The sequence below is a fragment of the Sorangium sp. So ce394 genome (genome assembly GCF_051474665.1).
GTDB lineage: Bacteria > Myxococcota_A > Polyangia > Polyangiales > Polyangiaceae > Sorangium > Sorangium cellulosum_D.
On record NZ_CP150339.1, the window covers coordinates 10,671,487 to 10,694,929 of the forward strand.

General features: G+C 70.5%; 10 protein-coding genes. 4 read left to right on the forward strand and 6 right to left on the reverse strand.

The window, feature by feature from the left end; genetic code table 11:
• Nucleotides 1-77: 77 nt before the first annotated feature.
• A complete protein-coding gene (locus tag WMF33_RS39485) occupies nt 78-1,976 on the reverse strand; it encodes a right-handed parallel beta-helix repeat-containing protein (RefSeq protein WP_437333442.1) in 1,899 nt (632 codons plus the stop codon).
• A gap of 1,142 nt (nt 1,977-3,118) precedes the next feature.
• On the reverse strand, nt 3,119-3,295 hold the full coding sequence (locus WMF33_RS39490; RefSeq protein WP_159397796.1) for a hypothetical protein: 177 nt from the start codon (nt 3,293-3,295) through the stop codon (nt 3,119-3,121).
• A 155-nt stretch (nt 3,296-3,450) separates the two neighbouring features.
• Between WMF33_RS39490 and WMF33_RS39495 the strand changes: the two genes are divergently transcribed.
• The gene (locus WMF33_RS39495) at nt 3,451-3,780 is read left to right on the forward strand and encodes a PilZ domain-containing protein (protein WP_020740063.1); all 330 of its coding nucleotides are present in this window, start codon (nt 3,451-3,453) and stop codon (nt 3,778-3,780) included.
• Nucleotides 3,781-4,136: 356 nt separating this feature from the next.
• Here WMF33_RS39495 and WMF33_RS39500 read toward each other — a convergent pair whose 3' ends face one another.
• Entirely contained in the window at nt 4,137-6,692 is a 2,556-nt protein-coding gene (locus tag WMF33_RS39500) for a hypothetical protein (RefSeq protein ID WP_437333443.1), read from the reverse strand.
• Nucleotide 6,693: 1 nt separating this feature from the next.
• Complete coding sequence (locus WMF33_RS39505) at nt 6,694-7,299, reverse strand: 5-formyltetrahydrofolate cyclo-ligase (protein WP_437333444.1); 606 nt, start codon at nt 7,297-7,299, stop codon at nt 6,694-6,696.
• 305 nt (nt 7,300-7,604) lie between these two features.
• Here WMF33_RS39505 and mscL point away from each other — a divergent pair, with 305 nt between their 5' ends.
• Nucleotides 7,605-8,054, forward strand: coding sequence for a large conductance mechanosensitive channel protein MscL (gene mscL / locus WMF33_RS39510; RefSeq protein WP_437333445.1), 450 nt, complete (start codon nt 7,605-7,607; stop codon nt 8,052-8,054).
• Between the two features lie 494 nt (nt 8,055-8,548).
• Here the strand turns inward: mscL and WMF33_RS39515 are convergent, their stop codons facing one another.
• A complete protein-coding gene (locus WMF33_RS39515) occupies nt 8,549-9,187 on the reverse strand; it encodes a hypothetical protein (RefSeq protein WP_437333446.1) in 639 nt (212 codons plus the stop codon).
• Nucleotides 9,120-19,721, reverse strand: a complete 10,602-nt coding sequence (locus WMF33_RS39520) for a SpvB/TcaC N-terminal domain-containing protein (RefSeq protein ID WP_437333447.1) — start codon at nt 19,719-19,721, stop codon at nt 9,120-9,122. Before WMF33_RS39520 ends, WMF33_RS39515 begins: the two co-directional genes overlap by 68 nt.
• 339 nt (nt 19,722-20,060) lie before the next feature.
• On the opposite strand from WMF33_RS39520, the gene WMF33_RS39525 reads away from it, so the two are divergent.
• The gene (locus WMF33_RS39525; RefSeq protein ID WP_437333448.1) at nt 20,061-20,867 is read left to right on the forward strand and encodes a hypothetical protein; all 807 of its coding nucleotides are present in this window, start codon (nt 20,061-20,063) and stop codon (nt 20,865-20,867) included.
• Between the two features lie 864 nt (nt 20,868-21,731).
• Nucleotides 21,732-23,438 (forward strand): adenylate/guanylate cyclase domain-containing protein, encoded by a 1,707-nt coding sequence (locus WMF33_RS39530; protein ID WP_437333449.1) that lies wholly within the window; start codon nt 21,732-21,734, stop codon nt 23,436-23,438.
• Nucleotides 23,439-23,443 lie beyond the last annotated feature (5 nt).

The window sequence follows — 23,443 nt, forward strand, 5'->3', positions numbered from 1 at the left end:
GGCAGGCATCTAAGCGAAGCGAAAGGAGGAGGAGGGGGCCCCGGCGCTCATTCCGCCGGCCGCCCCCTCCGAGGCGCTCACTTCATCAAGAAGTTGCACGCCGAGAGCGACGCCGACCCCACGGTCTGGGTGATCGCCCAGTTGTTGAGCGACCGGATCTGCGCCTGCTCGGTCCTGAAGGCGTATCGGTACGCGAGCTGCACCTCGGCGCCGCCCTTCGGCTGGATGTACACCGAGTACCGCCGCGACGCCGTCTCGACCACCATCCGGACCGTGTACGTCTTCCCGGCCACGTACGGGAACACCGTCGCCGCCTCGTACCTCGAGCCGTTCCGGACCCGGACGTTGCCCTGCTCGTCGAAGATCACGATCGCCGCGAGCTCGGTCCACTGATCCGCCGCCCCGCTCGACAGCCCGACAACCCCGTCGATCTTCGCCGCGCTCGGCGTCACGTCCCACGTCGCCGTGAAGGTGCCCCACTGCGTCGTCAGCGGCGTGTTCACCCACTCGCCGGCGTCCACGGTCGGGCACGACGGCGCCGGATCGGGTGTCGTCGGCTCCGGCTGCGTCGGCTCGCTCGGCGTCGTCGGCTGGGTCGGCGTCGTCGTCGTCCCCGAGCCGAACTCGAAGGCGCCGATGTCCATCGCGCCCACGGCCGTCCGCTGCCGCGCGGTGCCGACGGCCTCGAGCGCCCCCTTCGGCGGGTGGAAGAGCGGGCTCGCCAGCGGCTTCGGGAACGGGTACCCCGAGATCCCCGAGATCTGGCTGACGCCCTTGTTCAGGAGCGGGCTCGACGACAGCAGCGTCACGTCGCGCCTGTCCAGGCTCGTGAAGCCCGGATCGTCCACGAACTGCGTATTCGCGAAGGTGGAAGGCACGGCCGTGCCCTTGGGCGCCGCGTTGTTGACGCCCTTGATCACCGGGCTGCCGGTCGCCCACTTCGCGTCGTCGCGGAAGATCTGGACGCTGCCGCCGCCGACGCGGTGGAAGATGTTGTTGTGCAGCTCGATGCTCTCGATGCCGTCGAACAGGTGGATCGCCGCGTTCGACCCCTGCATCAGCAGGAAGGTGTTGTTGACGAACCGGTACCGCCCCTTCGTGTCGCCCGTGCCGTCGCCGCCGACGCGCACCACGTACTGCGTGTGCGTCTTGCGGAAGACGTTGCCGACCACATCGGAGTCCTCCCGCGCGAGCCCCGGATCCTGCCCGTCCGGACCGATGAGCTCGAGGTCCTTGTAGAGCCCGCCTTCGATCCAGTTATAGTAAATCTCGTTCCGCTCCGCGCGGGACTTCACCGCGTTGCCGCCGTTTGTGTCGTGGACGTAGCTGTGCTGCATCCGGAACACGGCGCCGGGATACGCGCTCTCATCCGTGGCCATGTAGATCGAGTGCTTCTGCGTCCCGTTCCCGCATTTGTAGACCTCGACGTACTCCAGCGTCAGCGAGCCCGAGTCGCTGTCGGCGCCGAGGATGCCGTGCGCAGGACAGTCGTGGACCACCGTGTCGCGAATGGTCACTTCGTGACCATGGTGGAAAACGCACCGGGTCGTGCCGCCGGTCACATCGAACCCCTCGAGCACGACGTGGTTCGCGTTGAGCTCGATGGTGTTGGTGCCGCCCTTGAGGATGGGGCGCTTCCCGGAGACGCGCTTGCCGCGGATGGTGATCTTCGCGCTGGCCGTGCCCCCCCTCGTGATCCGGATATTGCCCGGGTACGTCACGTTGCCGTCGACCTCCACGATGTCGCCCGGCTTCAGCAGGCTCGCGACGTCGTTGAGGGTCTTGTAGGTGCGCGTAGGGCCGACAAGGAACGTCGTGCCGGCGGCCTGCTCCCCCGCGCCCCAGTCCTCCGCGGTCACGTCCTCGTCGTCGAGCGGCGCGCAGCCGGAGCCGACGATCGACATCGCCATCAGCGCGGCGATGAACTTACCGGCAGCAAACGACCGCGACCCAAAGCCTTGAGAAATCGAATGCATGGCTTTTTCTCCCCCGGCGTCGTCGAACCCCTGCGGTGAACAGGACCGTAACGGCCGAAGGCTACAGGGGGCAGAAGCGAAGCCTCCCGCTGTAGACCCTCGCGCCGCGAACCATCGGTGCAGACCATTCAGCACCAGAGGGGCGGATACCGGCGCTCTCGTGAGACAACTTATTCCTGGATTGGAGCAAAGGGTCAAGACGAAATGCTTTCGCAAATCAAACGATCGGCCAATTAGGTCGCACACCTCAGCCGCTTTTCACATCAAGGTTGCAAAAATTCGATGCAAAACTGCAATGCGCAGCTCGTCCGCTGATGTGAGGAATGTATAGCGATGTGGCCGCTCGCTCGCTCTCTCATGGTCAAAATCCCGCATAATTGTTGGCCAAAACGCACCTACACCGGAAACTCCGTTCATCCCAACGACCTCTGCCTACCTCTCCCCGCATCGGTCGAGCTCGCGGGCGACGTCCACGCCGCGCCGAGGCGGCGTGCTTCGCCGGAGCGCGCACCGATTCGTCGTCAGCGATGGGCGGAGCGGTGGTCGCGCCGATCGCGCCGCGCCCGCATAGGAGCAGCGCCTTTCACGCTTCGAGCCGCTTCCGCGGCGCCTCGAGCGCGCGCGGCGGTGCCATGCGCGCCGGGCGCTCCTCCGCGGTGACGCGGCTTTGCCCAGCGCGCCTCGGCGCGCGTGCAGCGGAGTCATTCGCCCATCGGATCTCCGGGAGAGCTTCCATTGCGGCGCTCGCGACCTCGAGTGGGCCTCAGCCATTGCGATTCGACGAGGCGCCGTGCGTTCGGCCGGCAGCCGCGCCCGTTCCCAGGGGACCCGCGCGCGCTCGCCGATGCGTTCTCGCCGGCGACATCGGCGCGATCGGGCGGGAGATCGCCGACAGGCACGAATGAGCGGCGTTCGACGGCGGGATCCGGCGCGCCCGCGCGATCGTCGCGCGCGTCGCGCCGTTCATCGCGCCGCCAGCCACGGGATAGTAAGCCGCCGGCCCCGCGGGAAAACTGAACGGGTTGTCAGGAATACGGAAAAGGATGAATCGGGTTCAGGAGGAGATCTCGTGGCCTTTCAGGAATTCCCGTCTTCCTCCTGGATTCGGGGCGTCTGGCGGGCCGAGCGGGGCCGGGGCGGGCTCAGCGCCTGCCTTTGAAGCCCATCATCTGCTGCACCACGGCCTCGCTCTCCTCGGCGATCGCGCCTTCCTGGGCCGCGCGATCGGCGCAGTCCTCACAGACCTTCTTCTTCTTGCTTCCGACCTTGATCGTCTTGAGCTCGTCGACCTCGCTGTCGCACTCGCGGCACGTGGGCATCGCCGTCCTTCCTTTCGCCCCGCCAGCATATCGCACCCGCGCCGGGATCGCGCCGCCGCGCTGCGGGGCGCCGGCGGGGCTCGCCCGCCCGATGTTTGGCCCGGACGCGCCGCGCGACCTACGCTCGGCGCCTCACGAGGACCCAGGAGGAACGCATGGATCGCAGGCAGGGCGCGCGCGCCCAGGTCGACTTCCCCGTCTCGGCGCTCGTCGACGGCCACAGGCACCGGTGCCGCGCGATCGATCTCTCCCCGACCGGCATGGTCGTCGAGCGCACGCCCGGGCTCGCGGGCCGGGCGCTGCCGGCGGTCACCCCGTTCGAGCTCGACCTCGGGGTCGGCCGCCCCATCCGGCTGCGCGCCCGCCCGGTCTGGGATCGCGACAACCTGCTCGCCGTCCGCTTCGTGGTCATGAGCGACGCCGACCGGCTCACGATCGCCGAGCACCTCGACGAGAGGGCGCGGCGCCGCGAGCCGCTGCACTAGCCGCCCCGCCCCCGACGCAATGCGCGCCTGCAAGGGTGAAATCGCAGGAGTGCAACGCGAGGGAATGCGCCCGGGACATCTATGCGATTTCGCAGCGATTTTCGGGCTTCTCGCCGTGGCATACGAGCTGCTAATTCATAGGTCAGCGTTGCTGGTGCGGCCTCTCCCCCCCCGGGCCCCGGCGACGCTTTTTCTTTTTGTCGCTCGCCGGATCGACGCGCCGCTCGGCGCTCGGTGACGCCTCCGCCCGGCGCCGAGCGCGCGCGCTGCGCGAGGGAGCGCGACGCTGCGCGAGGGAGCGCGACGCTGCGCGAGGGAGCGTAGGGGAGCGTCGCGCGACGTGGGGAGCGCACGCGCTACGTGCGCGGCTCCCTGCGGCGGCGCGCGGCGGAGATCGACGTCCGCGGCCACTTGGCGGCGGACCGGCGCAGCTCGTCGAGCGCTTGCTCGGGCAGGCGCGCCACGCGCGGCTCGGCGGCGCGCGGCTCGCCAGGGCGGGGCTCGGCGGCGCCCGGCGCCCCGGCGCCCGGCTCGCCGGCGCGGGGCTCGGCGGCGGTCAGCGGCTCGGCGGGGGCGGTCGGACGGGCGCCCAGGTACGGCCAGAGGCTCTCGCGGATGGGCGCCGGCAGCACGTTCTCCAGGTACTCGAGCGCCGTCCCGCGGAGGTGCGCGTCGTCGGCGTGGAGCGCCCGGTAGGCGATCTCGAGCGGCTCGCGCTCGAGGAAGAGCGAGAGCACGCGGAAGACGTGCTCCAGGCTGCGGCTCGTCCGCTCGACGAGCAGGCGCGCGGACAGGGGCGCCTCGGCCGGCGGGGACGCGTTCGGGGGCTGGGCGTCCCACACCCGGCGGTCGATCTCGATCTCCCGCATCGCCGCCGCGATTACGTCGTCGCGGCGCAGGTGGATCGGCGCGCGCTGCTGGAGCAGGCGCGCGAGCGCCACGCCGGACTGGTAGCGCACCTCGAAGCGCTCGTCGGCGAGGCCGAGCATCAGCCCGTCGGCGGCGCGCTGGGTGGGGCAGGCCTGGAGCACGCGCGGGATGCGGCGCCGGACGGCGAGGCTCACGGCCGGGTCGAGCAGCGCGTCGAGGAGCTGGCCGGTCGCGCGGGGGGCGACGGCGCGGAGCGCGCGGATCGCCTCCGAGATGAGCCCGTCGCGCTCGAGGAGCGGGAGGAGGTGCGGGACGAGCGCGGGGTCGGGCTCGCGGGCGAGCGCCGCGAGCGCCCTGCGGACGCGCTCGGGCTCGCCCGAGCGGAGGTCGGCGACCGCCGCGAGCACCGGGTCGGACGAGAGCGCGGCCGACGCGGAGCGCGCCGAGAGCGGCCCCTCGGCGGTCTTGCGCTCGCCCGCCGGGGCGCGCGGGCCGTCGCCGGGGGCGCCGGCGGAGACCGGCGGCCGGGCGGAGATCGGCGGGCCGACGAAGGAGATGCGCTCGCCGTCGCCGTGGGCGCGGCCGGCGTCGGCCCGGGCGGCCGTCCCCCTCCGGAGGGCGGCGAGCTCGGCGAGCACCTTGTCGCGGCTGAGCGCGTCGACGGTGCCGCTCAGGGTGCGGCGGGTGGTCGCGTCGACGACGTTCGCCGGGTCGAGCGAGACGGCGCCGGAGCGCAGGCTGCCCTCGAGCGCGGCGACGTAGCCCCGGTGGAGCCGCGGCGTGAAGAGCAGGGTGACGCCCGCGGCCGCCGTGCCGAGGCCGATGAGGAGCGGCAGCGACGCGTCCGGCGCGAGCGCGAGCAGGACGATGGCGAGGCCGCTGCCGGCCGCGGTGCCGATGCGGTCGAAGCCCACGTCGATGAGGGTCTTGATCGACCGCTTCTGGTCCGGGGGCAGCGGCGTGTAGAGCAGCTCGTAGCCCGACCGGAAGAGGGAGTTCCGGAGCACCGCCTCGGTGGCGCGGACGATGGAGGCGGACCAGAGGCGCGGCGCGACGACGATGGAGAGCGAGCTCGTGAGGACGGCGGCCGGGAGGATGCCGATGGTGGCGGCGAGCCCGAGGCGGTCGAGCGAGAAGGTGGCGGCGAGCGACTGCACGAGGAACGAGAGCAGGCTGACCGAGAGGTGGAAGAGCGCGAAGAACGAGAGCAGCTCGTTGCGGTCGCGCATCGCGTGGGCGGCCTCGGCGCTGAGGGCCACGTCGAAGAGCGCGCCGCTCACGGCGCCGAGCCCGACGAGCAGGGCGAGGTCGCGCAGGTGGGGGCTCTCGCGCAGGGCGCGGAGGCCGGAGGGGCTGGCGGCGGCGGAGGCGGCGGTGGAGCCGGCGGCGGCGGCGCCGGCGTGATGTTCGGCGTGGCCCTCGGCGCCGGCCGCGGTCGCGCCCGGGAGGCCGGCGCCGAGGAGGTAGGTCGCCAGGGCGGCCAGCCCGCTCAGGCCGGCGAGGGCGAGGAGCATGGTCGGGGCGTCCACGAGGTGGCCGGCGCGCCAGGCGAAGACGCCGCCGATGACGCCGCCGAGCGTGCCGCCGCCGGCGATGCGGCCCATGGAGTGGCGGGCGGTGTGGGGGTCGAAGCGCTCGTTGACGAGCGACCAGAAGGCGGAGATGAGGGTCGCGCCGAAGACGGCGACGTGCAGGTAGAAGACCAGGGCGGCGGCGCCGGGCGCGCGCAGGGCGAGGGCCCACTCCAGGCCGAGGAGGACGGAGCTCGCGGCGCAGGTGGCGGGGACGACGCGCGCGGGCGAGAGCTGCAGGAGGGCGCGCGAGAGCAGGAGGACCGCGGCGAACGAGAGCACCGCGCCGGCGGCCATGACCTTGGGGACGTCGGCGGCGCCGAAGGCGGAGAGGAAGAGGGCGTCGCGGGTGGCGCGGCCGGCGACCTGCTGGGCGATCATCGCGCCGGACGCGAGGGCGGCGATGAGGACGGGCCTTGCGCTGTCGGTCTCCCCTTCCACCGGGTTCTTGGGCAGCGGTCCGTTGGGCATCCTAGGCGGGCTCGGCGTCGAGCACGCGGGCGTCGGTCACGATGGTCCCGAGCGGGACGTCGCCGTCGGTGGTGGGCACCTCGGCGATGAGCTGGAAGTCGAAGGCGACGCCGACGGCGTGCGCCGGGGGGCAGAAGCGCGGCAGGGTGCTGTCGTAGTAGCCGGCGCCGTAGCCGATGCGGTGGCCGCGGGCGTCGATCTGGAGGGCGGGGACGACGATGACGTCGAGCGCGGCGGCCTCCTCGTCGGCGGGGTCGGGCTCGCGGAAGCCGAGGCCGCGCTCCTGCATGGCCTCGGGGTCGGCGACGAAGCGGAAGGTCATGGCGCGCGACTCGGGGTCGATGGCGGGGTACGCGACCTGGACGCCGCGGGCGCGGAGGAGCGGGTCGAGCTCGCGGAGGTCGACCTCGTTGCGGTCCTCGATGGGGTAGAAGAGCGCGACGCGCCGGGCGGCGACGACGGCCGGGAGCTCGGCGAGGGCGCGGACGATGCGGCGGGAGCGCTCGAGGATGGCGTCGCGGGGGATGGAGTTGCGGACCGCCCGGGCGCGCTTCCGCAGCTCGGCTTTCGCGCGGTAGCGCAGGGCGGCTTCGGTGTCGGGGTCCATGGCGGGGGTGGGTCCTCCGGGGCGCATCCTAGAGAGGCGGGGCGGGATCGGGGAACCGGTGTGTGAGAAATCGGCGGGGGGTGGAGCGGGGGGGCGCCGAGGGGCACGAGGCGGACCCAGGCGGGCGCGACCGGCGAGCCGAGACGAGCCCACGGGCGAGCTCGGTGGCACCGTTTGTGCTGGCGGCGCCGGCCGCGTGGACGGCGTGACAGGGTGGCTATTGGCAGCGCCGAAGTTGCGATAAAGCGATGACCGAGCCGGAGTCGCCTGCGCGAGCCGCGGCCCTCGGCGATGGGAGGAGAGCGATGTTCTGGGAGGATTTCAAGAAGTTTGCGATTCGTGGCAACGTCGTCGACATGGCGGTCGGCGTCGTGATCGGCGCGGCGTTCGGCAACATCGTCAAGTCCCTCGTCGATCACCTGATCATGCCGCCGATCGGCCTGGTGACGGGCGGCATCGACTTCAGCCGGCACTACATCGTCCTGAAGGCGCCGAGCGGGCCCGGTCCCTACGCGAACCCCGACGAGATGGTGAAGGCGGGCGCGGTCCTGCTTCAATATGGCCAGGTCATCAACAACCTGGTGAGCTTCTTCATCGTCGCCTTGAGCGTGTTCCTGCTGATTCAGCTCATGGGGAAGCTCCAGAGAAAGCACGAGGAGGCGGCGACGACCAAGGAGTGCCCCGAGTGCGCGATGAGCATCCCCATCAAGGCGGTGCGCTGCGGGCACTGCACGGCGACGCTGAAGGCGGCGTAGGGCGGCGCGGGGGCCGGCGGGGGGGAGAGCGCCTGCGCCCAGCTCTCTTGTCGGGGAGCGCTCGTCCCGCTGCGTCAGGAGACGTCGTCGGTCAGCTCGGCAGCCTCGGCGACGATCTCCGCGGTCTGCACCGAGCGCACGAGGGGGCTCGTCTAGATCGCGGCAGGGGTCGGCGTTGTTCTGCTCCAGCCGCCGCGACTTCTCGAAGTACCTGTACGACGTCGCGATGCCGTTGCCGTGCACCACGCGCACCCGCTGCTCGAACTCGTCGTAGCCGATGTGCAGCAGGTACTGCGTCGTCGCCGGCTCGTCCGGGTGCTGCGGGTTCGGCTGGGTGTTCGTCCCGACCGCCGACCGGACCAGGCCGCCTCGGTCGTAGCCGTACGTCACCACCTCCGCGCCGGAACCGGGGAACTTCATCGACAGCAGCCGCCCGAAGGAGTCGAAATCACCGCCCCGTCCATCGGAGTGCGATCGACAGGCTGACATCGAAGTCAATCAGAGTGAACGAACTCTGCATTCAGCTCCTCCATCCAGCTACGAATCAGCCTCTGCGTCCCCTCGGACGAGGCGTTAACACGAACCCGTTCAAAGTACCACAATACCCTCTCTCGAAGGCCGCAATCAGCCCTACATGAGAGACCCAAAAGATCAACGCAAAGCGCGCACTCATCAACATTCATCGTGCGCTCAATTATATCGACATAGATTGGCAATCCCCTGGCGATTTCTCGCAAGCATCGCTGAACAAGATCTGCCTCACCAAGCTCGATCTCGCACGCCGCCACCTCTCCGCTGCCGATTTGGACGAGGAGCTCTAGCACATGCCGACGAGCAGCATCGGTGCATCGCAGAAGAACACCTAACAGGCATGGCACCGCGGCAAGGGCCGCCTGGTAGACCTGTCCCTGTACGACAATCGTATTATCGATCTTCCAGTATGCAGCGAGCGCCTCCGGTTCGGTGGCGGCAGCCTGAAGCTCTCGGATGGCATGCGGTATCTGAGATGCACTGCCTTCAGCATGTAGCTTTGACCAATCATGACGCTCAATCTCCCATATCATGTCATTTCCCTTGATCACTCTTGAATTGGGTTCCCTCTGGAAACGCTCCGCGACCGTATCGAGATTCACATTTTGTGCATACTGGGACCTGCTTGTACGGAGGTCCGTCAGCTCGTGGGCGCACGGCTTCTGTGAATTTTACTTTGCTTGGATCTCCTCCGAGTGCCTCGACAACACGCTGTTCGGCGCAGAGGCCGCCGCCTGAGCATCCTGTTTCGACTTTTCCCGTTTCTTTGTTGTACCCGCCGGTGACTGTCGCCGGCCGGGCAGGTGAGCGCAAGCCCCCAACCTCCGCAGCCTTCGCGTCGCGCGCAGCTCTTGCCCGATCCACAAGCTTCGCGCTGGAGGCTTGCCGAGATCCTGTCGAAGCGCTGGGACCAGCGGGTTTCGTCGGCTCCGGCGGCTTCGCCGGCTGTGCCGCCTGCGGGGGCTTCGCCGGCTGCGCTGCCTGCGCCGGCTGCGCCGCCGTCTGCTGCTGGCCCGCAGGCCGCGGCGGCGGCACCGGCTGCTGGTTCGCGCCGCCCATGCGCACCGTCCGAGGAGGAGCCGCCGCCGGGCTTGTGGGCATCTTGCCCTGCGCCCGCTGCTCCGCCATGCGCTGCATCTGCATCATCTGATGAAAGCGAGCGCCCTCGGGCCCGGTCCAGCAGCTCGGGCTCCGGCAGCCCCCCATCCCGACGCCACCGGGCGGGAAGTTCCGGTGTCCACCAAACGCCTGCCGCCCATCGGGATCGACAAGATTGACCGGGTTGTTCAGCGTGTAGCTGTACAGCCCCAGGTTTCCCGGGTTGAACACCCCCGCGCCCGACCCTCCCGCCATGTACTCGTCCAGGATCGGGTCCGGGCTCAGCCACACATTGATCCGCGGGTCGTAGTACCGCGCCCCGAAGTAGTAGAGCCCCGTCGCCTGGTCGAGCTCCTTGCCGGTAAACACGTACGCTCGCCGCAGCTCGTACCGCGAGTCCGACGCGTCGATCCACAGCTCGCCGGTCGGGAAGTACTCGTCCCGCTGCGTCAGCGTCTGCTCGTTGTTCGACGCGAAGCTCGTGCTGCCCAGGTGGTCCGGGTGGTAGTAGATCGTCGGCGGGTCCCGGAACCAGTCCGGGTCCATCTTGCTCGCGATGCGCGTCTGCCCCGCGTAGATGTGCTTGGTGATGAACCGCCCGTCCCGCAGCGTCAGGTGCTGGTCGTGGTAGGCCGTCTCCTCCTCGCCGCTGATGCGGTGCAGGTGCACCCGCCGCTCGCCGTCGCCGTCGTAGAGCACGCGTGACAGCTCCTGCCCGTTTTGGCTCACCCGGGAGACGCGGTTCTCCTCGTTCCACGCCGTCGTGCGCCGCGTCGCGTCCCGGTAGACCCAGCCGGTCTGGTTGCCGCTGGCGTCGTAGCTCATCACCCGCGGCCACGGCATCGACTCCGCCACGAGGTGCTCGTCGATGTGCCTGGGCGCGTGCGGCTGCGGACCCGTGTACTGGTACACCGACCGGTACGTCTGCTCGCGGATCGCATGGTCCTCGCGCCATCCGCCGCTGCCATCCGGCACGAAGCGGTAGCTCGCCTGGTCCTTCGTCAGGATGTTGCCGATCTCGTCGAAGTCGAACGACAGCCGGTACCGGTACTGCCAATCCCTCCGGTCCTGGTACGTCCCGCTCGCCGAGGTCAGCTGATAAAGGTCGTCGTACCCGTAGTCGTGCGTCGTCGGCCCGACCAGCACCGAGCCCGGCATCTCCTGGTCGTACGGCGCCTCGTTCCGCACCTGCTCCAGGTTGCCCGCGGCGTCGTACGCATATCGCATCCGCTGGAACGGCCTCGCCGGCAACCCTCGTTCCACGAGGAATCGGTCGCGGTGGTCGGCGTTGATCTCCTGAAGCCGCCGCGACTTCTCGAAGTACTTGTACGACGTCGAGATGCCGTTGCCGTGCACCACGCGCACCCGCTGCTCGAACTCGTCGTAGCCGATGTGCAGCAGGTACTGCGTCGTCGCCGGCTCGTCCGGGTGCTGCGGGTTCGGCTGGGTGTTCGTCCCGACCGCCGACCGGACCAGACCGCCCCGGTCGTAGCCGTACGTCACCACCTCCGCGCCGGAACCGGGGAACTTCATCGACAGGAGCCGCCCGAACGCGTCGAACGCGTACTCCATCGTCGCCTCGTACGGCCCCCGGTGCGGCTCGCGGATCCGGGGGAACTCGGTCGTCAGCTGCGCGACGTTCCCGAGCCGGTCGTACGCAAACGTCCTCTTCCCCGCCTCGCTCTGCTCCTCGACGAGCCGTCCGGCCCGGTTGCCGTGCTCGTCGCCCGCCTCGTCCGGCGCGCCGTACACGTACGTCACGTCCGTCGAGTCCGGGTAATCCACCCGCGCGAGCCGGTTGAACGCGTACTCGTACCGGATCAGCTTGCTCGCACCTTCCGCCGCCAGTTTCGCCGTCTGCCGCGCGCCGACGTTGCCCGACAGGTCGTAACGCCACTCCGTACGGCCCATGTCCGGGCTGGTCAGCGCCACCATCCGCCCCACCGTGTCGTACTCCGCGGTCGTGACATTCCCGCGCGCATCGGTCACCCGCACGAGCTCATCCACCGCGTTGTACCCGTACCGCGTCACCAGCGTGGTCCACGCCTCCGCTCCGTGCAGCCGATTGCGCTCCTCGACCGCCACGATCGCGTTGTCCACGTCCTGGTACGCCTTCCGCACCTTCCCGTTCGGGTCGATCTCCGTCGCGACGAACATCGCCACGCCATCGAGCTCCTCGATGTCGTAGCCCGTCGTGGTCACCGCCTCGCCGGCCTCGTCGTCCGGCTCTCGCTGCTCGATCACGCGCGAGAGCACGTCGTACTCGAACACCGTCGCGTTCTTCAGCGGCACGTCCACGAACGCCGTCCCCTGGCCCGTGTCGAACACCGGCTGTCCTTGCAGCGCGACGCGCCCCCGCTCGTCGAGCACCACCCGCCCGCTCACGGTCATGCCCACGATCGGATCCGCCCCCGGGCCCTGATCCTTCTCGAGGTCCTTTTTCGTCTGGATCACCCGATCGAGCCCATCGATGAACGTCACCGTGTCGATCGGATCGCCCGGGTGCTGCACGTCCTTGTGCCGCGTGCGCGCCCACGCCGGCACAGGCGGGCTCGCCCCCGGCTGGAGCGCATACTCGAACGCGATCGTCGCCTCCGCCGCCGTGGGCGCGTCGTTCGGGCCGAACACCTCGGTCAGCCGGCCGAACGCGTCGTAATCGTAGTGCACCTCGTGGCCGTTGACGTCCTGAACCGCGCTGATCGCGCCGTAGCGGTAATCCGGTGATCTCTCCGAGGAAGAACCGAACGAATCGCTCACCCGAACGAGGTACGTCTCCGCGACATCGTCGTACTCATACGTGAGCGTGAAGCCCCGCGGGTCGATCGCCTCCTCGAGATTGCCGTACGTGTCGTGCGAGAATTCCCACGTTGGATTCGTCGACGCGTCACCCGTGTACGGCGCGCCCGTCGCCGGCTCCTTGCCGCCGATCACCGTGCTCGTGATCGACGCCACCGCGCCGGTCGTCTCGTTGTACACGGCGGTGCGCTTGCGCAGCAGCGTGCCCGCGCTGTCGCGCGCCTCGACGCTGTCCGCCCGCACGATGTGCGGCCCGTCGTACGTCACGTAGTGGATCGTGGTCGTGACATCGTCGTCCAGCGTGCCTGGCTCGCCGTGCTCCGTCAGCTGCATCAGGTTGCCGCGGTCGTCCCAGTCGCGCTCCTCGCTCGCCTGCTTGCCAGGCGCGCTCGGGTCCGTGGTCTTCCCCTCGTACCAGGACGTCGTCCGCAGCTCTTCCTCGGGGAAGAATGAGCCCGTCAGCGTCGGCAACGCCCCGGGCGCGCGGTACGCGACCTGCTGCCGGCTGAACAGCCGCCCCTCGGCGTCCTGCTCGATCACCTCCCTCACCAGCCCGCGGCGGTAATAGTCCTGGTTGTGGTACCGCGTGACGATCTGCGAGCCGTCCTCGCGCGTCGCAGTCACCTGCGCGAAGCCGTAGTCTTCGCGCTCCGCGCGGTCGTAGAACCCGCTCTGGTGGTAATCGAACGTGTGGACATACGCCGGCGTGCCCATGCCGTCGTCCACCTCGACCCGCGACAGCACCCACTTGCTGCCGGGCATGTCCACGCTCAGCTCGTCCGGGCTGCTCGCATACGCCACCCTGTTGCCCTCGCGGGCATAGTCCAGCTGGAAGCTGCCGCCAAGCGGCCGGACCACGCGCCGCAGCCGGTTGGTCTTGCCCTTCAGGTTCAGCCGCGCCCGCAGCGCACCGTCGCTCTCGCGCAGCATCCCGTCGCTCAGCTTCAGCACGTGATCGACCGTCCCGTCGCCGTCCAGGTCGTCCCAGCCGAGCTCCGTCCGACCGTCGTTCAACCCGACCTGCGCCGCGATCTCGACGACGATGCACACGTACGGCGTCGTGATCTTGAGCGGCACGCCGTAGCCCGCGTTGAACGCCGTCGTCTCCGAGAACGACAGCGCGTCGTTGCTGCCGTTGATCTCCTTCGTGAAGTCCTTCTCCAGCGCAACGCCCCATGGCAGGCCGCCGCTCACCGCCGGCGCGCTCCACTTCTCCTCCGGTCCAAAGCCGTCCCCGAGGTTCAGCCGCACCCGGTAGTAATCCTGTCCAGGCTGCTTGCTCACCCGGTCGGGCAGCCCGTCGCCGTTCAGATCCACGAAGTCGGCCAGCGTCCGGCTCACCGTGTGCGCGATGCCGCCGCCGATCCCCGCGTAGCCCACCTGAAGGCTGTTCGTCGTGTTGTCCTGCACCCGCACCGACGCGAGCTGCGCCGCGGACCAGACCCGGCTCAGCGCGGTGAGCGGATCCCCTTCGACCTCCGGCAGGGGCGCGAACGGATCCCCGCTCGGATCGAGCACCGCCCAGGCACGCTCGTCCGCGAAGCGGTAGCCGAGGTTCAGGCGCGCGTAGAGCACGCCGCCCTCGCTCCTCACCTTGTCCGGGAGCCCGTCGCCGTTGACGTCCAGGAGGTCGCGCGTCGTCTGCGACGTGCCCCAGCTCTTGCCCAGCGAAGGCAGCACGCTGAGCACCGCCGAGGTCTTCCCGCTCGCCTTGATCTTGTCCGCGAGCGACGATGCCGCGGACCCGAAGCCGAACCCGAACCGCGCGCTCGCGTTCTCGGACTCCCGGAAGTCCCCCGGCCCATCGAGCGTCAGGTCGCCATACTCCCCCGGCTGCTGTCCGTCACACCGGCCGCCTCCGCACGTCTGCACGCGCACGCTGCCCTGCGTGACCGCGTCCGGCCGCCCGTCGCCGTTGACGTCGATCAGCTCCAGCTTCGACGCCGTCGTCCCGGTCGTCACCTGGAATGTCCCGAGCAACGCGACATCCTGCGAGGTCGAGCTGCTGTGGCTCTTGCGCAGCCCCGGCACATTGGCGACATCTTCCGGCCTGACCCCGCCGACGCGCGACGGCTTGAGCTCCCCGGCCGCGATGTACATGTCCGCGCCCGCGCCGCGGAACACCGGGCCGCTGATGCTGCCCACGAGCGGGAAGCCGGCGTCCTCCGGCGACCAGCCCGCGTGGTAGCCCTCCCAGTGCGGCTCGACGCGCGTGAAGTAAGGCGGCTTGTTCTCCTCAGGCCGCTTGTTGATCTGGTTGTCGTCGAACGGATACTCCGTCGTCCACTCGCCGTAGCTGAAGCCCCGGAACCCGCCCACCATGCGGGCGTCCAGCTGCCCGTCCGGCGTCACCCGCGCGTTCACCGTCGGCACGTCGAGCACGGTGCCCGTCTCGTCGAACACGAGCTGCGGCAGCCACGACACCAGCGCTCCGGGCTCGGGTACGGCAGGGCCCAGGTCCTCTTCGAGCTCGAAGAACTTCGTGAACGCGAGCTCGTCGCCCGCCTGCACCGGGAACACCACCGGATCGCTCGGATCAGGCACGCTCCGGGCCGGCGAGATCGCCGCCCCTCCGAGCAGCTCCCGGAACAGCCGCTCGCTCCCCCGATCCACCCGCAGGCTCACCGGCCCTTGCGTCTCGTCCTTGGAGACGGCGCCGATCAGGCGGACCGTCCCGCTCTCGGGCACGATCAGCCGCGCCAGGTCCAGCGGCGCCCCGCCGAGCCCGCTGTCGCTCAGCTGCACCGGCGCGACGATCGACGCCTCGGGCACCGAGATCGGCCCGCCATCGCCCGGCAACGCTTCGAGCCTGCACTCCCTCCTTCCGGAGGGCGCGCCGGGCCTCTCCGCGCACGCCTCGACCGCGCGGCACCTCCCCGGATCCGCGTCGTGGCCGCACACCTCGGTGTACCTGGCGAACCCCTGGTACTGGACGCGCGACGGGTCGACCTTGTTGTCGCTCAGCTCGGCGTACAGGAACAGGAGGTCTCCCTGGAGCACCGCGACAGGCCAGGCGATCTCGGTGCTCAGCTGCGCTCCCGAGACCGTCGTGCGGTGAAGCTCGACCCGCTCCCCCGAATCGACGTCCCGGCGCACGAGCCGCACGTCGAACGCATCGTCCGCGTCGGTCCTGACGAAGCTCGCCTGCACCGTGACCTGCCCGTCCGCGCCCGCGGCCCAGCCCGGCACGCTCCGGTCCAGCACCGAGAAGTCGTCCGCGAAGGTGTAGACGTACAGCGGACGCCCGAGCGCGTCGCGGCGCCTCAGGTCGGGCCCGAAGATCGGCACGCAGGTCGCCGACGTGCAGCGCTCCGTGTAGCGGATGCGCGGGTTCCAGCGCGTGCTGTCACCCTCGATGTCGTCCTTCGGATCCACCCGGAAATAGAGCGCATCCATCGGACGGACGCGGACCTGGATGCCGTTCCCGCAACCTCCCTCGCCCTCGGGAACACACGCCGCATCGCTCGGCCCGATCTCTCGTTGCCAGAGCAGCTGGCGCTCGTGATGCCCCAGGTCGCCCGGCCGCGGCGCCCACATCGCCTTCGTGATCGACGCCGTCACCCCGTCTCCCACGCCGCCGCCGGCCAGCGACACGCCGCCGTCGATGACGACGATGCCATCCAATGGCGGCGTCCACTTCACCAGCGGGCTGGTCCGGTAGAACGCCTTGCCGAGCTGCGCGACCTGCTCACCATCGCTGAAATCCTCGTCGACGGTGAAGCCGGCGCCGCTTGCGCCCGACCCGAGCCGCGCGTTGTTCGGGTTCAGCGTCGCCCCGCTCCGACCGAACAGCTCCGGGAAGCCGTCCCCGTTGATGTCGAGCAGCACGCGCTGCGCGGTGGCCGTCGTCCAGGCCTGGTTGATCCCGGCGCCCCCGAGCTCCTGGAAGAAGTGGATTGCCCCCTGCAGGCTGGCCGTGATCTGGTGCGTGCTGCCGGCGCTCTCCGGGGAGAACGCGTTCGGGCTCGACCGATCCGGGAGCGCGTTCAGCCAGACCCCGTTGCTCCCCACAAAGTCCGGGAGCCCGTCGCCGTTGATGTCGGTGAAGGCGACCTCCTCCTCGTCCATGCCGAACGAGACGCCGACGCCCAACCCGCCGTGCGGATCGCAGACCGGCGGTCCCGCGCCGACGAACGCGTTGAGCCCTCCTTCGATCGAGCTCGTCGCCCCGAGGCCGTCGCGCCCTTCCGCCGGACGGCTCCACTCGGTCGGGGCGGAGAAGACCTGAAGCCTGCCGTCCCGCTGCTCCAGACCGAAGTACTCGAACGTATGATCGTAGAGCTGCTCGGCGCCGCCATTCCCGTGGAGAGCGATGCTCTTGAGGAGCGACTTGGAATAATGCCGCGCGTCGGGCTCATGGTAGGCGAAGTGGTAGCTCCGGATGATCTCCTCGGCGCCGGGCACCTCGCCCATGGTCACGTCGACGCGCTCCAGCCTCCGCGTCGTTCGCACCTCGAAGCCCGCGCGCGCCGAGCTGAGGATGTCTCTCCGCTGCGCGCCGTCGTCCAGGATGAAGAGCACGTGGTAGTGCGCGTCAGGGAAGCCGCTCGCGTGCTCCGTGTAGTCGATCCGCTGCGGATAGAGCTGCACCCACTCCTCGCTGTCGGGCGCGTCCTCGAAGTACGAGACGCGCATCCGGTTGCCGAAGGTGTCCTCCACCCGCTCGAGGTTCCAGCGGAAGATCCCGGCGTCGCCCGACGGGTCCGCAAGGCGCGCGCCCTCGCTCTCGCCATAGATGTACCGGGTGCCGTTCTTGTCCGTGACCACCCAGTGATAGCTTTGGGGATCGGCCCCGAGGCGTTCGATGCGATCGAACGCGCCCTCGACGCGCCGTTCATACCGGCCCGGCTGATCGGGGACGGCCCGGAGCATCTGGCCGTCGAGCGTGTAGAGCTCGTCGCCCGTGTAGCGCGGGACGCCGAAGCGCGTGTCGATCTCGATCGCGGAGAGGCGCAGGTCCCAGCCCACGCCGAGCCAGCCATTGCTCAGCTCGCTCTCGTACGTGACGGCGAGCTCCGGCTCGAGGCCGTGCCGGCCCGGCGGCACCTCGATCGGGTACGCCAGCTGCGCCGTGCCCCGGCTGTTCGCCTCCGGCGGCTCGATGAACGACACGCCGGCCGACGGGCTCGCGAGCTCGATCCCCTTCATGGCGTTGGGATCGAACGACTGCGCCCCCGGCTGGTCCGGCATGGCGATCGTCGCGTTGACGAAGTCGGTGAAGTGGTCCGTCAGGCTCGTGAGCTCGCGGGCGCGGCCCTCGTCGGCGCGCCCGAGCTTGGTCCACTGCTTCGCCGTCTCATCGAAGTAGAAGCCGAAGACGTCCCTCGCGCCGGCGCCGTCCGGGAGGCGCTCGCCGTCGATGGGGAGCGTCAGCTTCACCGGCTTCTTGAACCTGAGGCCGTGCGGGCCGAAGCGGAACGCGCGCTCCTCGGGCGTCACGTTGCGCATCGCGCGCCCCATCGGCTGCACCTGGACGGGCATCAGCGGCCGGATCGTGATGCGCGTCGCCTCTTCCAGCGCTCCCGGCGGGACCTCGATCGTTGCGCCCGCGAACGAGAGCACGCCGCCCTGCTCCGGGCTCACCACCGCGCCGTATGGGGCGCCCTCATCCACGACGAGCCCGCCCGGCGCCGCGCTCGCCGCGGCGCTTTCGGCGCACGGGCCGAGCTCCACCGCTCGACCGAGGCGCGTGCCGTCCTCGAGCCGCGCCTCGAGGTGCGCCCTCCACGATCGATGACGGGCGCCTTCGGGCTCCGGCAGGGTGAGCTCGAAGCTGCCGTCGTCCCCTAGCTCCACCGGCGCTGCATCGGCGAAGAGCCGCGCTCGCGGCGTGCCCTCGCCGGGGGGGTCGAGGAACCCGCGCACGTACGCTCTCCCGTCGGTGCACTCGCTGTGCAGCGGCGTGCTCAGCGCGATCCGCGGGGCGCGGGACGGGATGAGGATGGCCGCCACGGCGACGTCCGATACCTCGGCGCGGCTCCCCTTCGCTGGCCGGATTTGCACAGAGGCCGTCTCTGACCAGGTCGATTGGACCGGGAGGTCGAGGCGGTGCCAGCCCGGCGAGAGATCCTTCAGGTCGAAGCGCAACCCGTTCGCCCCCGCGCCGGGCGCGATCTCGATATCCCCGGCGCCCGCGGCGGTCAGCTGGAACAGGAGCGCGTGCGGGGCCGCGGGCGCGCCGAAATCGATGCTGAGCGGCTCATCGCGACGCGCGCGCTCGCCCCCGGCCGATCGCGAGGCGGCGCGCGCCTCGTACACGCCGGCATGCGGGATCCCGACCACCCGGAGCGCGCTCACGGTGAATCCGTGCTCGATGTCCGCCTGAGGGCGGAATCGCACGACGTTGTCGCCGCGCTTCAGCCACGCGGGCGCGATCTCCTCGACCTGAAGCCCTCCCGTCGCTGGCGCCTCCGCCCGGAATCCGCCGCGCGGCGCTCCGCCGTTCAGCTGCCGGCTCACGCTCGACCAGTGCCCGCGGCCCTCGAGCTCATAGACGAGGAACGCGCGCGCGAGCGCCCGTGGATCGGTGTCCATGTGAAACGTCAGCGACTGCTCACCGCCCGTGCGCGTCACCGCCGCCCGATCGGATATCGCCGGGAACGCGTAGGCGCCCGCCAGCTTCCCCGCGAGCACGCGATCGGCCAGCTCCACCTCCGCCAGGCTGCGCGTGGGCGCGCCGGCGGTCCAGAACACGAGCTCCTGCGGCCCGCGCTCGCCCGAAGGGAGCCACTCGATCACGAGTCGCTGCGCCGTGATGGCGATGGGAAAGCGAGTCCAGCGCTCGCCCGTGTCATGGAGCGGTACGTCGACGAGGCCGGACACCGCCTGAAGCCCGGTGCCATGCTCCGCATAGACCGTGAGCGCGCCATCGATGCGCCCGTACAGCGCGAGCGCGTCGAGCGCGGTCGGCTGCGGGAACGAGACCCGGACCCGCATCACCTCGCCGGTGTCGCTGTGGAGTCCGGTGTCAGCGCGGCCGTCGAACAGGACCCATGGGTCCGCACCCTGGCCGGCGCCGGTCGCGCGAACGTCCGCCGGAAGGGCGGCGATCGGTACCCCGGCGCGGTTCTCGGGGTTCTCGGAGGCCCCACCTGGCGTCGCGAGGGCGACGGTGGCAGCGTCGCCGGCGAGCGCAGCTGCCATCTCGGCGCCGGCGCGAGCGCCGCTGAGCCGCGCGCGAAGGGGCTCGCCCATCCGGCGCAACGTGAGCGCCTGAGCCCACGCGTCGAGAGGCACGCTCACCGCCACGAGCAAGACAACGCAGCTCGCGCACCACCGCCACACCCATTTCACCCACCCGGATCCCATTGCTACCCTCCGCGGCGGCGAGGGAAACAATCGAGCATTCAAATAGCAATGACAAAATCTTGTCGGCGCGAGGCAGCGCCATGAACACGCCCTCATCGCCTGATCCGCAGCACGATTTCCGCGCCTCCTCCCTCGTGCCTCCACCGGGCGACCGGATTCGTCTACTCAACCGCTGCCGACTCGGATAGCGTGCCATGCTCCGGCAATAACCCGCAGCTCGCTTCTCTCGGCCGCCGGTGCCTCACGGGGCGAGCGAACCACGCCATTACGGAGGTGACCTTGCGCAATCTCACGATAGGAGACCTGAAGCTCGCGCTGCGCGACCTGCTCGACGAGAGGGTCGAGGAGCTGCGGCTCTCGGCCACGGGCAGGCTGTACGAGCCGCGGCTCCGGGCGAGGCAGAAGGAGATCGACGCGATCCCCGACGCCGCGGGCACGCAGGCGCCCCTCGCCCGGGAGCTCTCCGAGGCCGACGTCCGGCACGACGGCCTCGGGGCGGCCATCTTCTTCCTCTGCAAGGCCGTCGAGGCGCACCCCTCGCTGGCGACGGAGGTGAAGGCGGCGGCCGCCGCCGCGCAGCAGGCGTTCGTCCCGGGGCTCGACGTGCTGCGCGCGCCCTACGCGGACGAGGCGTCGGCGGCGCTCGACAACCGGCCCGAGCTGACCCGGCTCAAGGCGGAGCTGAAGGCCGTGGCCACGCCCGGCGGGGGGAGCCTGCACGAGTGGGTGAAGGCGTTCGTCGCGGCCGGGGACGAGATCGACAAGCTCCTGCGCAGGCGCGCGACGCTGCTCGCGACAGGGGAGAACGCGGCGGCCACGGGGCCGCTGCGGGGCGCGGTGGTTGGGCTGCTGGGGCGGTTCAGGGAGGCGCTCCGGGACGAGATCCAGGAAGAGGGCAGCAAGCTGCCGGCGGACCATGAGGCGCGGCTGTTCGCGTACGTCGACAAGCTGAACGCCGACCGGGAGCGGGCGGCGCGCGGGCGCGCGGCGCCGGGCGGTCCTGCGGCGCCCGACCAGCCCGCGGCGCCGGTCGAGCCGACGCCCGCGGAGCCGATCGTGGTCGCCGACCCGGATTTGTAGCACGCATCACACGGGCGACATGGGCGGGGTCCTGCGCGGCAGGCACCGGCCCATGTGCCGACATGCCCGCCGCCTGCTCGGCCAGGCACCGGACGATGTGCCGACATGGCCGGCGCCTGCTCGGCCAGGCACCGGCCCATGTCTCGACATGCCCGCCGCCTGCTCGGCCAGGCACCGGCCCATGTCTCGACATGCCCGCCGCCTGCTCGGCCAGGCACTGGCCATGTGCCGACATGCCCGGCGCCTGCTCGGCCAGGCACCGGCCCATGTCTCGACATGCCCGCCGCCTGCTCGGCCAGGCACTGGCCATGTGCCGACATGCCCGCAGCCTGCTCGGCGAGGCGCTGGCCCATGTTTCCCCACGCCTGCCGCCCGCCCGGCCAGGGCCCGCCCATATGCCAGCATGCCCGCCGCTCGCTCGGCGACCGCACCGGCCCATGTCCGACATGCCCGCCGCCAGCCGGCGGCAGGGAGCAAGATCGGCAGAGATGGCCGAGCAGGACCCGGGTGGGGCTTTGCCGGGCAGCGCTGATGCTGGGTCGGCCCCAGCCGCGCGCGCCGAACCGGGCGTCACGCACGACAGAACGTGTAAAGGCGTGGCGGTGGTATGGGATGCAGCCGTTGAATCGCACGCGGACGGTGTCACTGCTGGCGTCGACGACGGCGAGGTCAGGCTTGGCACGAGCGCCCCCGCAGAGCCCCCCGCCCCCTCGCGCTCGATGCCGATGAGTACGAGCCAATCGCACAACACAGCGCGGTTGTCGGCCTTACCGTCGACGACATCGATCGTGCGTCGCTCTCCCCCGCAGCCGGCGACCGCCTCCCCGGACGACGCGCTGTCCCCCCGCAGCGGACTTTGCTTTGATGAGCGCCTTCATGTTCCGCCTCGGCACCGTTCGCGCCAAGCTCACCGTCCTCGTCGCGCTCTCGTCGCTCGCGACCCTCGCGGCCCTCCCCGTGCTGTCCTGGGTGATGCACCGGCAGCTCCTGGCGCAGATCAGCGAGCGCGTCCCGCAGGCGATCCGCAACTTCCGGCTGGAGCTCCGGCAGCAGCAGCGCTCCATCTCGACGAGCGCGCGCCAGGCCTCCCGCACGCGCGAGCTCGTCGACGGCCTCCGGCTGCGCGACGACGCGGCCGTGGGTACGGCGCTCGAGGCCGTCACCGCCGCTCATCCCAACGTCGCCATCGCCGCCTTCGACGAGCTCGGCGACCTCGTCGCAGCGCGCGGGCTCGACGCGCCGCCGGCGAGCACGGACGAGGTCCCCGGGCTCGCCGAGGGCCTCTCGAACCTCGACGAGATGGAGGACCTCCGGGACGTGCTCGTCCACGGCTGCGAGCGACAGCAAGGCGCGCCGCCCGCGTACATCACCGCCCAGCGCGCGAGGGGCGACGCCGGCTCGCTCCTCGCCTGCATCCCCATCGACCACACCTACTTCGACGAAGCAGCGACGAAGCTCGGCGTGGAGATCGCGCTGGTCGATCCGTCGGGCAAGCGGATCACCGGCACGGCGCGTTTCCCGACCGAGCTGCTCCAGGGCGCCTCCATCGGCGACGAGACCCACCCCACGATCGTCGAGGACGCGAGCTCGCTGTGGGCCCTCTCCCGCTTCGCGCCCCGATCGCTCCGGGGCAAGGCCGGCGATTTCTCGATCGTCATGGCGCTCGACGTGAGCGACGTCCGGAAGATCGTGCGCCAGAACCTGATGCTCGCGGCCGGCGTGCTCACCCTCGCGGCGCTCGTCTCGCTGATCCTCGGCGCGCGCCTCGCGACCACGATGTCGCGCGCGCTCTCCCGCGTGAACGTCGCGCTCAAGCAGCTCGAGCAACAGCAGTACGTCCACGTGGAGGGGGTGAAGACCGGCGACGAGCTGGAGGACCTCGCGGCCGGCTTCAACTCGATGGTCGACGGCCTCAAGGAGCGCGACAAGCTCCGCAGCACCTTCGGCAAGTACATGACCGAGTCCGTGCTCGAGCACCTGCTCGCCGGCAAGGTGCAGCTCGGCGGCGAGACGCTCACCGTCTCGATCCTCTTCTGCGATATCCGGAGCTTCACGACCATCAGCGAGAAGATGAACGCCCATGAGCTCGTGGGGCTCCTGAACGAGTATTTCACCGAGATGGTGGCCATCATCCTCGACGAGGGCGGGGTCGTCGACAAGTACATCGGCGACGCGATCATGGCGGTGTTCGGCGCGCCCGTCCCCAGGCCGGACGACGCCGTGCGCGCCGTGCGCGCGGCCATCCGCATGCGCGCCGCGCTCGCGCGCTTCAACGAGCGCCTCGCCGAGCGCGGCATCCCGGCGCTGAAGACCGGCGTCGGGATCCACACCGGCGAGGTCGTCGCGGGCAACATCGGCAGCGAAGCGCGGATGGAGTACACGGTCATCGGCGACGCCGTGAACCTCGCCTCGCGCCTGGAGAGCGCGACCAAGGAGCTCGGCGTGAGCGTGCTCCTCAGCGAGGACACGCACCGCCTCGTGCATGATCGCTTCAACACACGCCCGATCAGCGAGATCACGGTCAAAGGCCGCGTGCAGCCGGTGATGACCTACGCCGTGGCGAACGTGTGACGGCA

Excerpts from the sequence above, each read along its gene's own strand:
- WMF33_RS39490 (WP_159397796.1), bottom strand. The coding sequence starts at position 3,295 with ATGCCCACGTGCCGCGAGTGCGACAGCGAGGTCGACGAGCTCAAGACG.
- mscL (WP_437333445.1), top strand. The coding sequence starts at position 7,605 with ATGTTCTGGGAGGATTTCAAGAAGTTTGCGATTCGTGGCAACGTCGTC.
- WMF33_RS39495 (WP_020740063.1), top strand. The coding sequence starts at position 3,451 with ATGGATCGCAGGCAGGGCGCGCGCGCCCAGGTCGACTTCCCCGTCTCG.
- WMF33_RS39500 (WP_437333443.1), bottom strand. The coding sequence starts at position 6,692 with ATGCCCAACGGACCGCTGCCCAAGAACCCGGTGGAAGGGGAGACCGAC.
- WMF33_RS39485 (WP_437333442.1), bottom strand. The coding sequence starts at position 1,976 with ATGCATTCGATTTCTCAAGGCTTTGGGTCGCGGTCGTTTGCTGCCGGT.
- WMF33_RS39530 (WP_437333449.1), top strand. The coding sequence starts at position 21,732 with ATGAGCGCCTTCATGTTCCGCCTCGGCACCGTTCGCGCCAAGCTCACC.
- WMF33_RS39505 (WP_437333444.1), bottom strand. The coding sequence starts at position 7,299 with ATGGACCCCGACACCGAAGCCGCCCTGCGCTACCGCGCGAAAGCCGAG.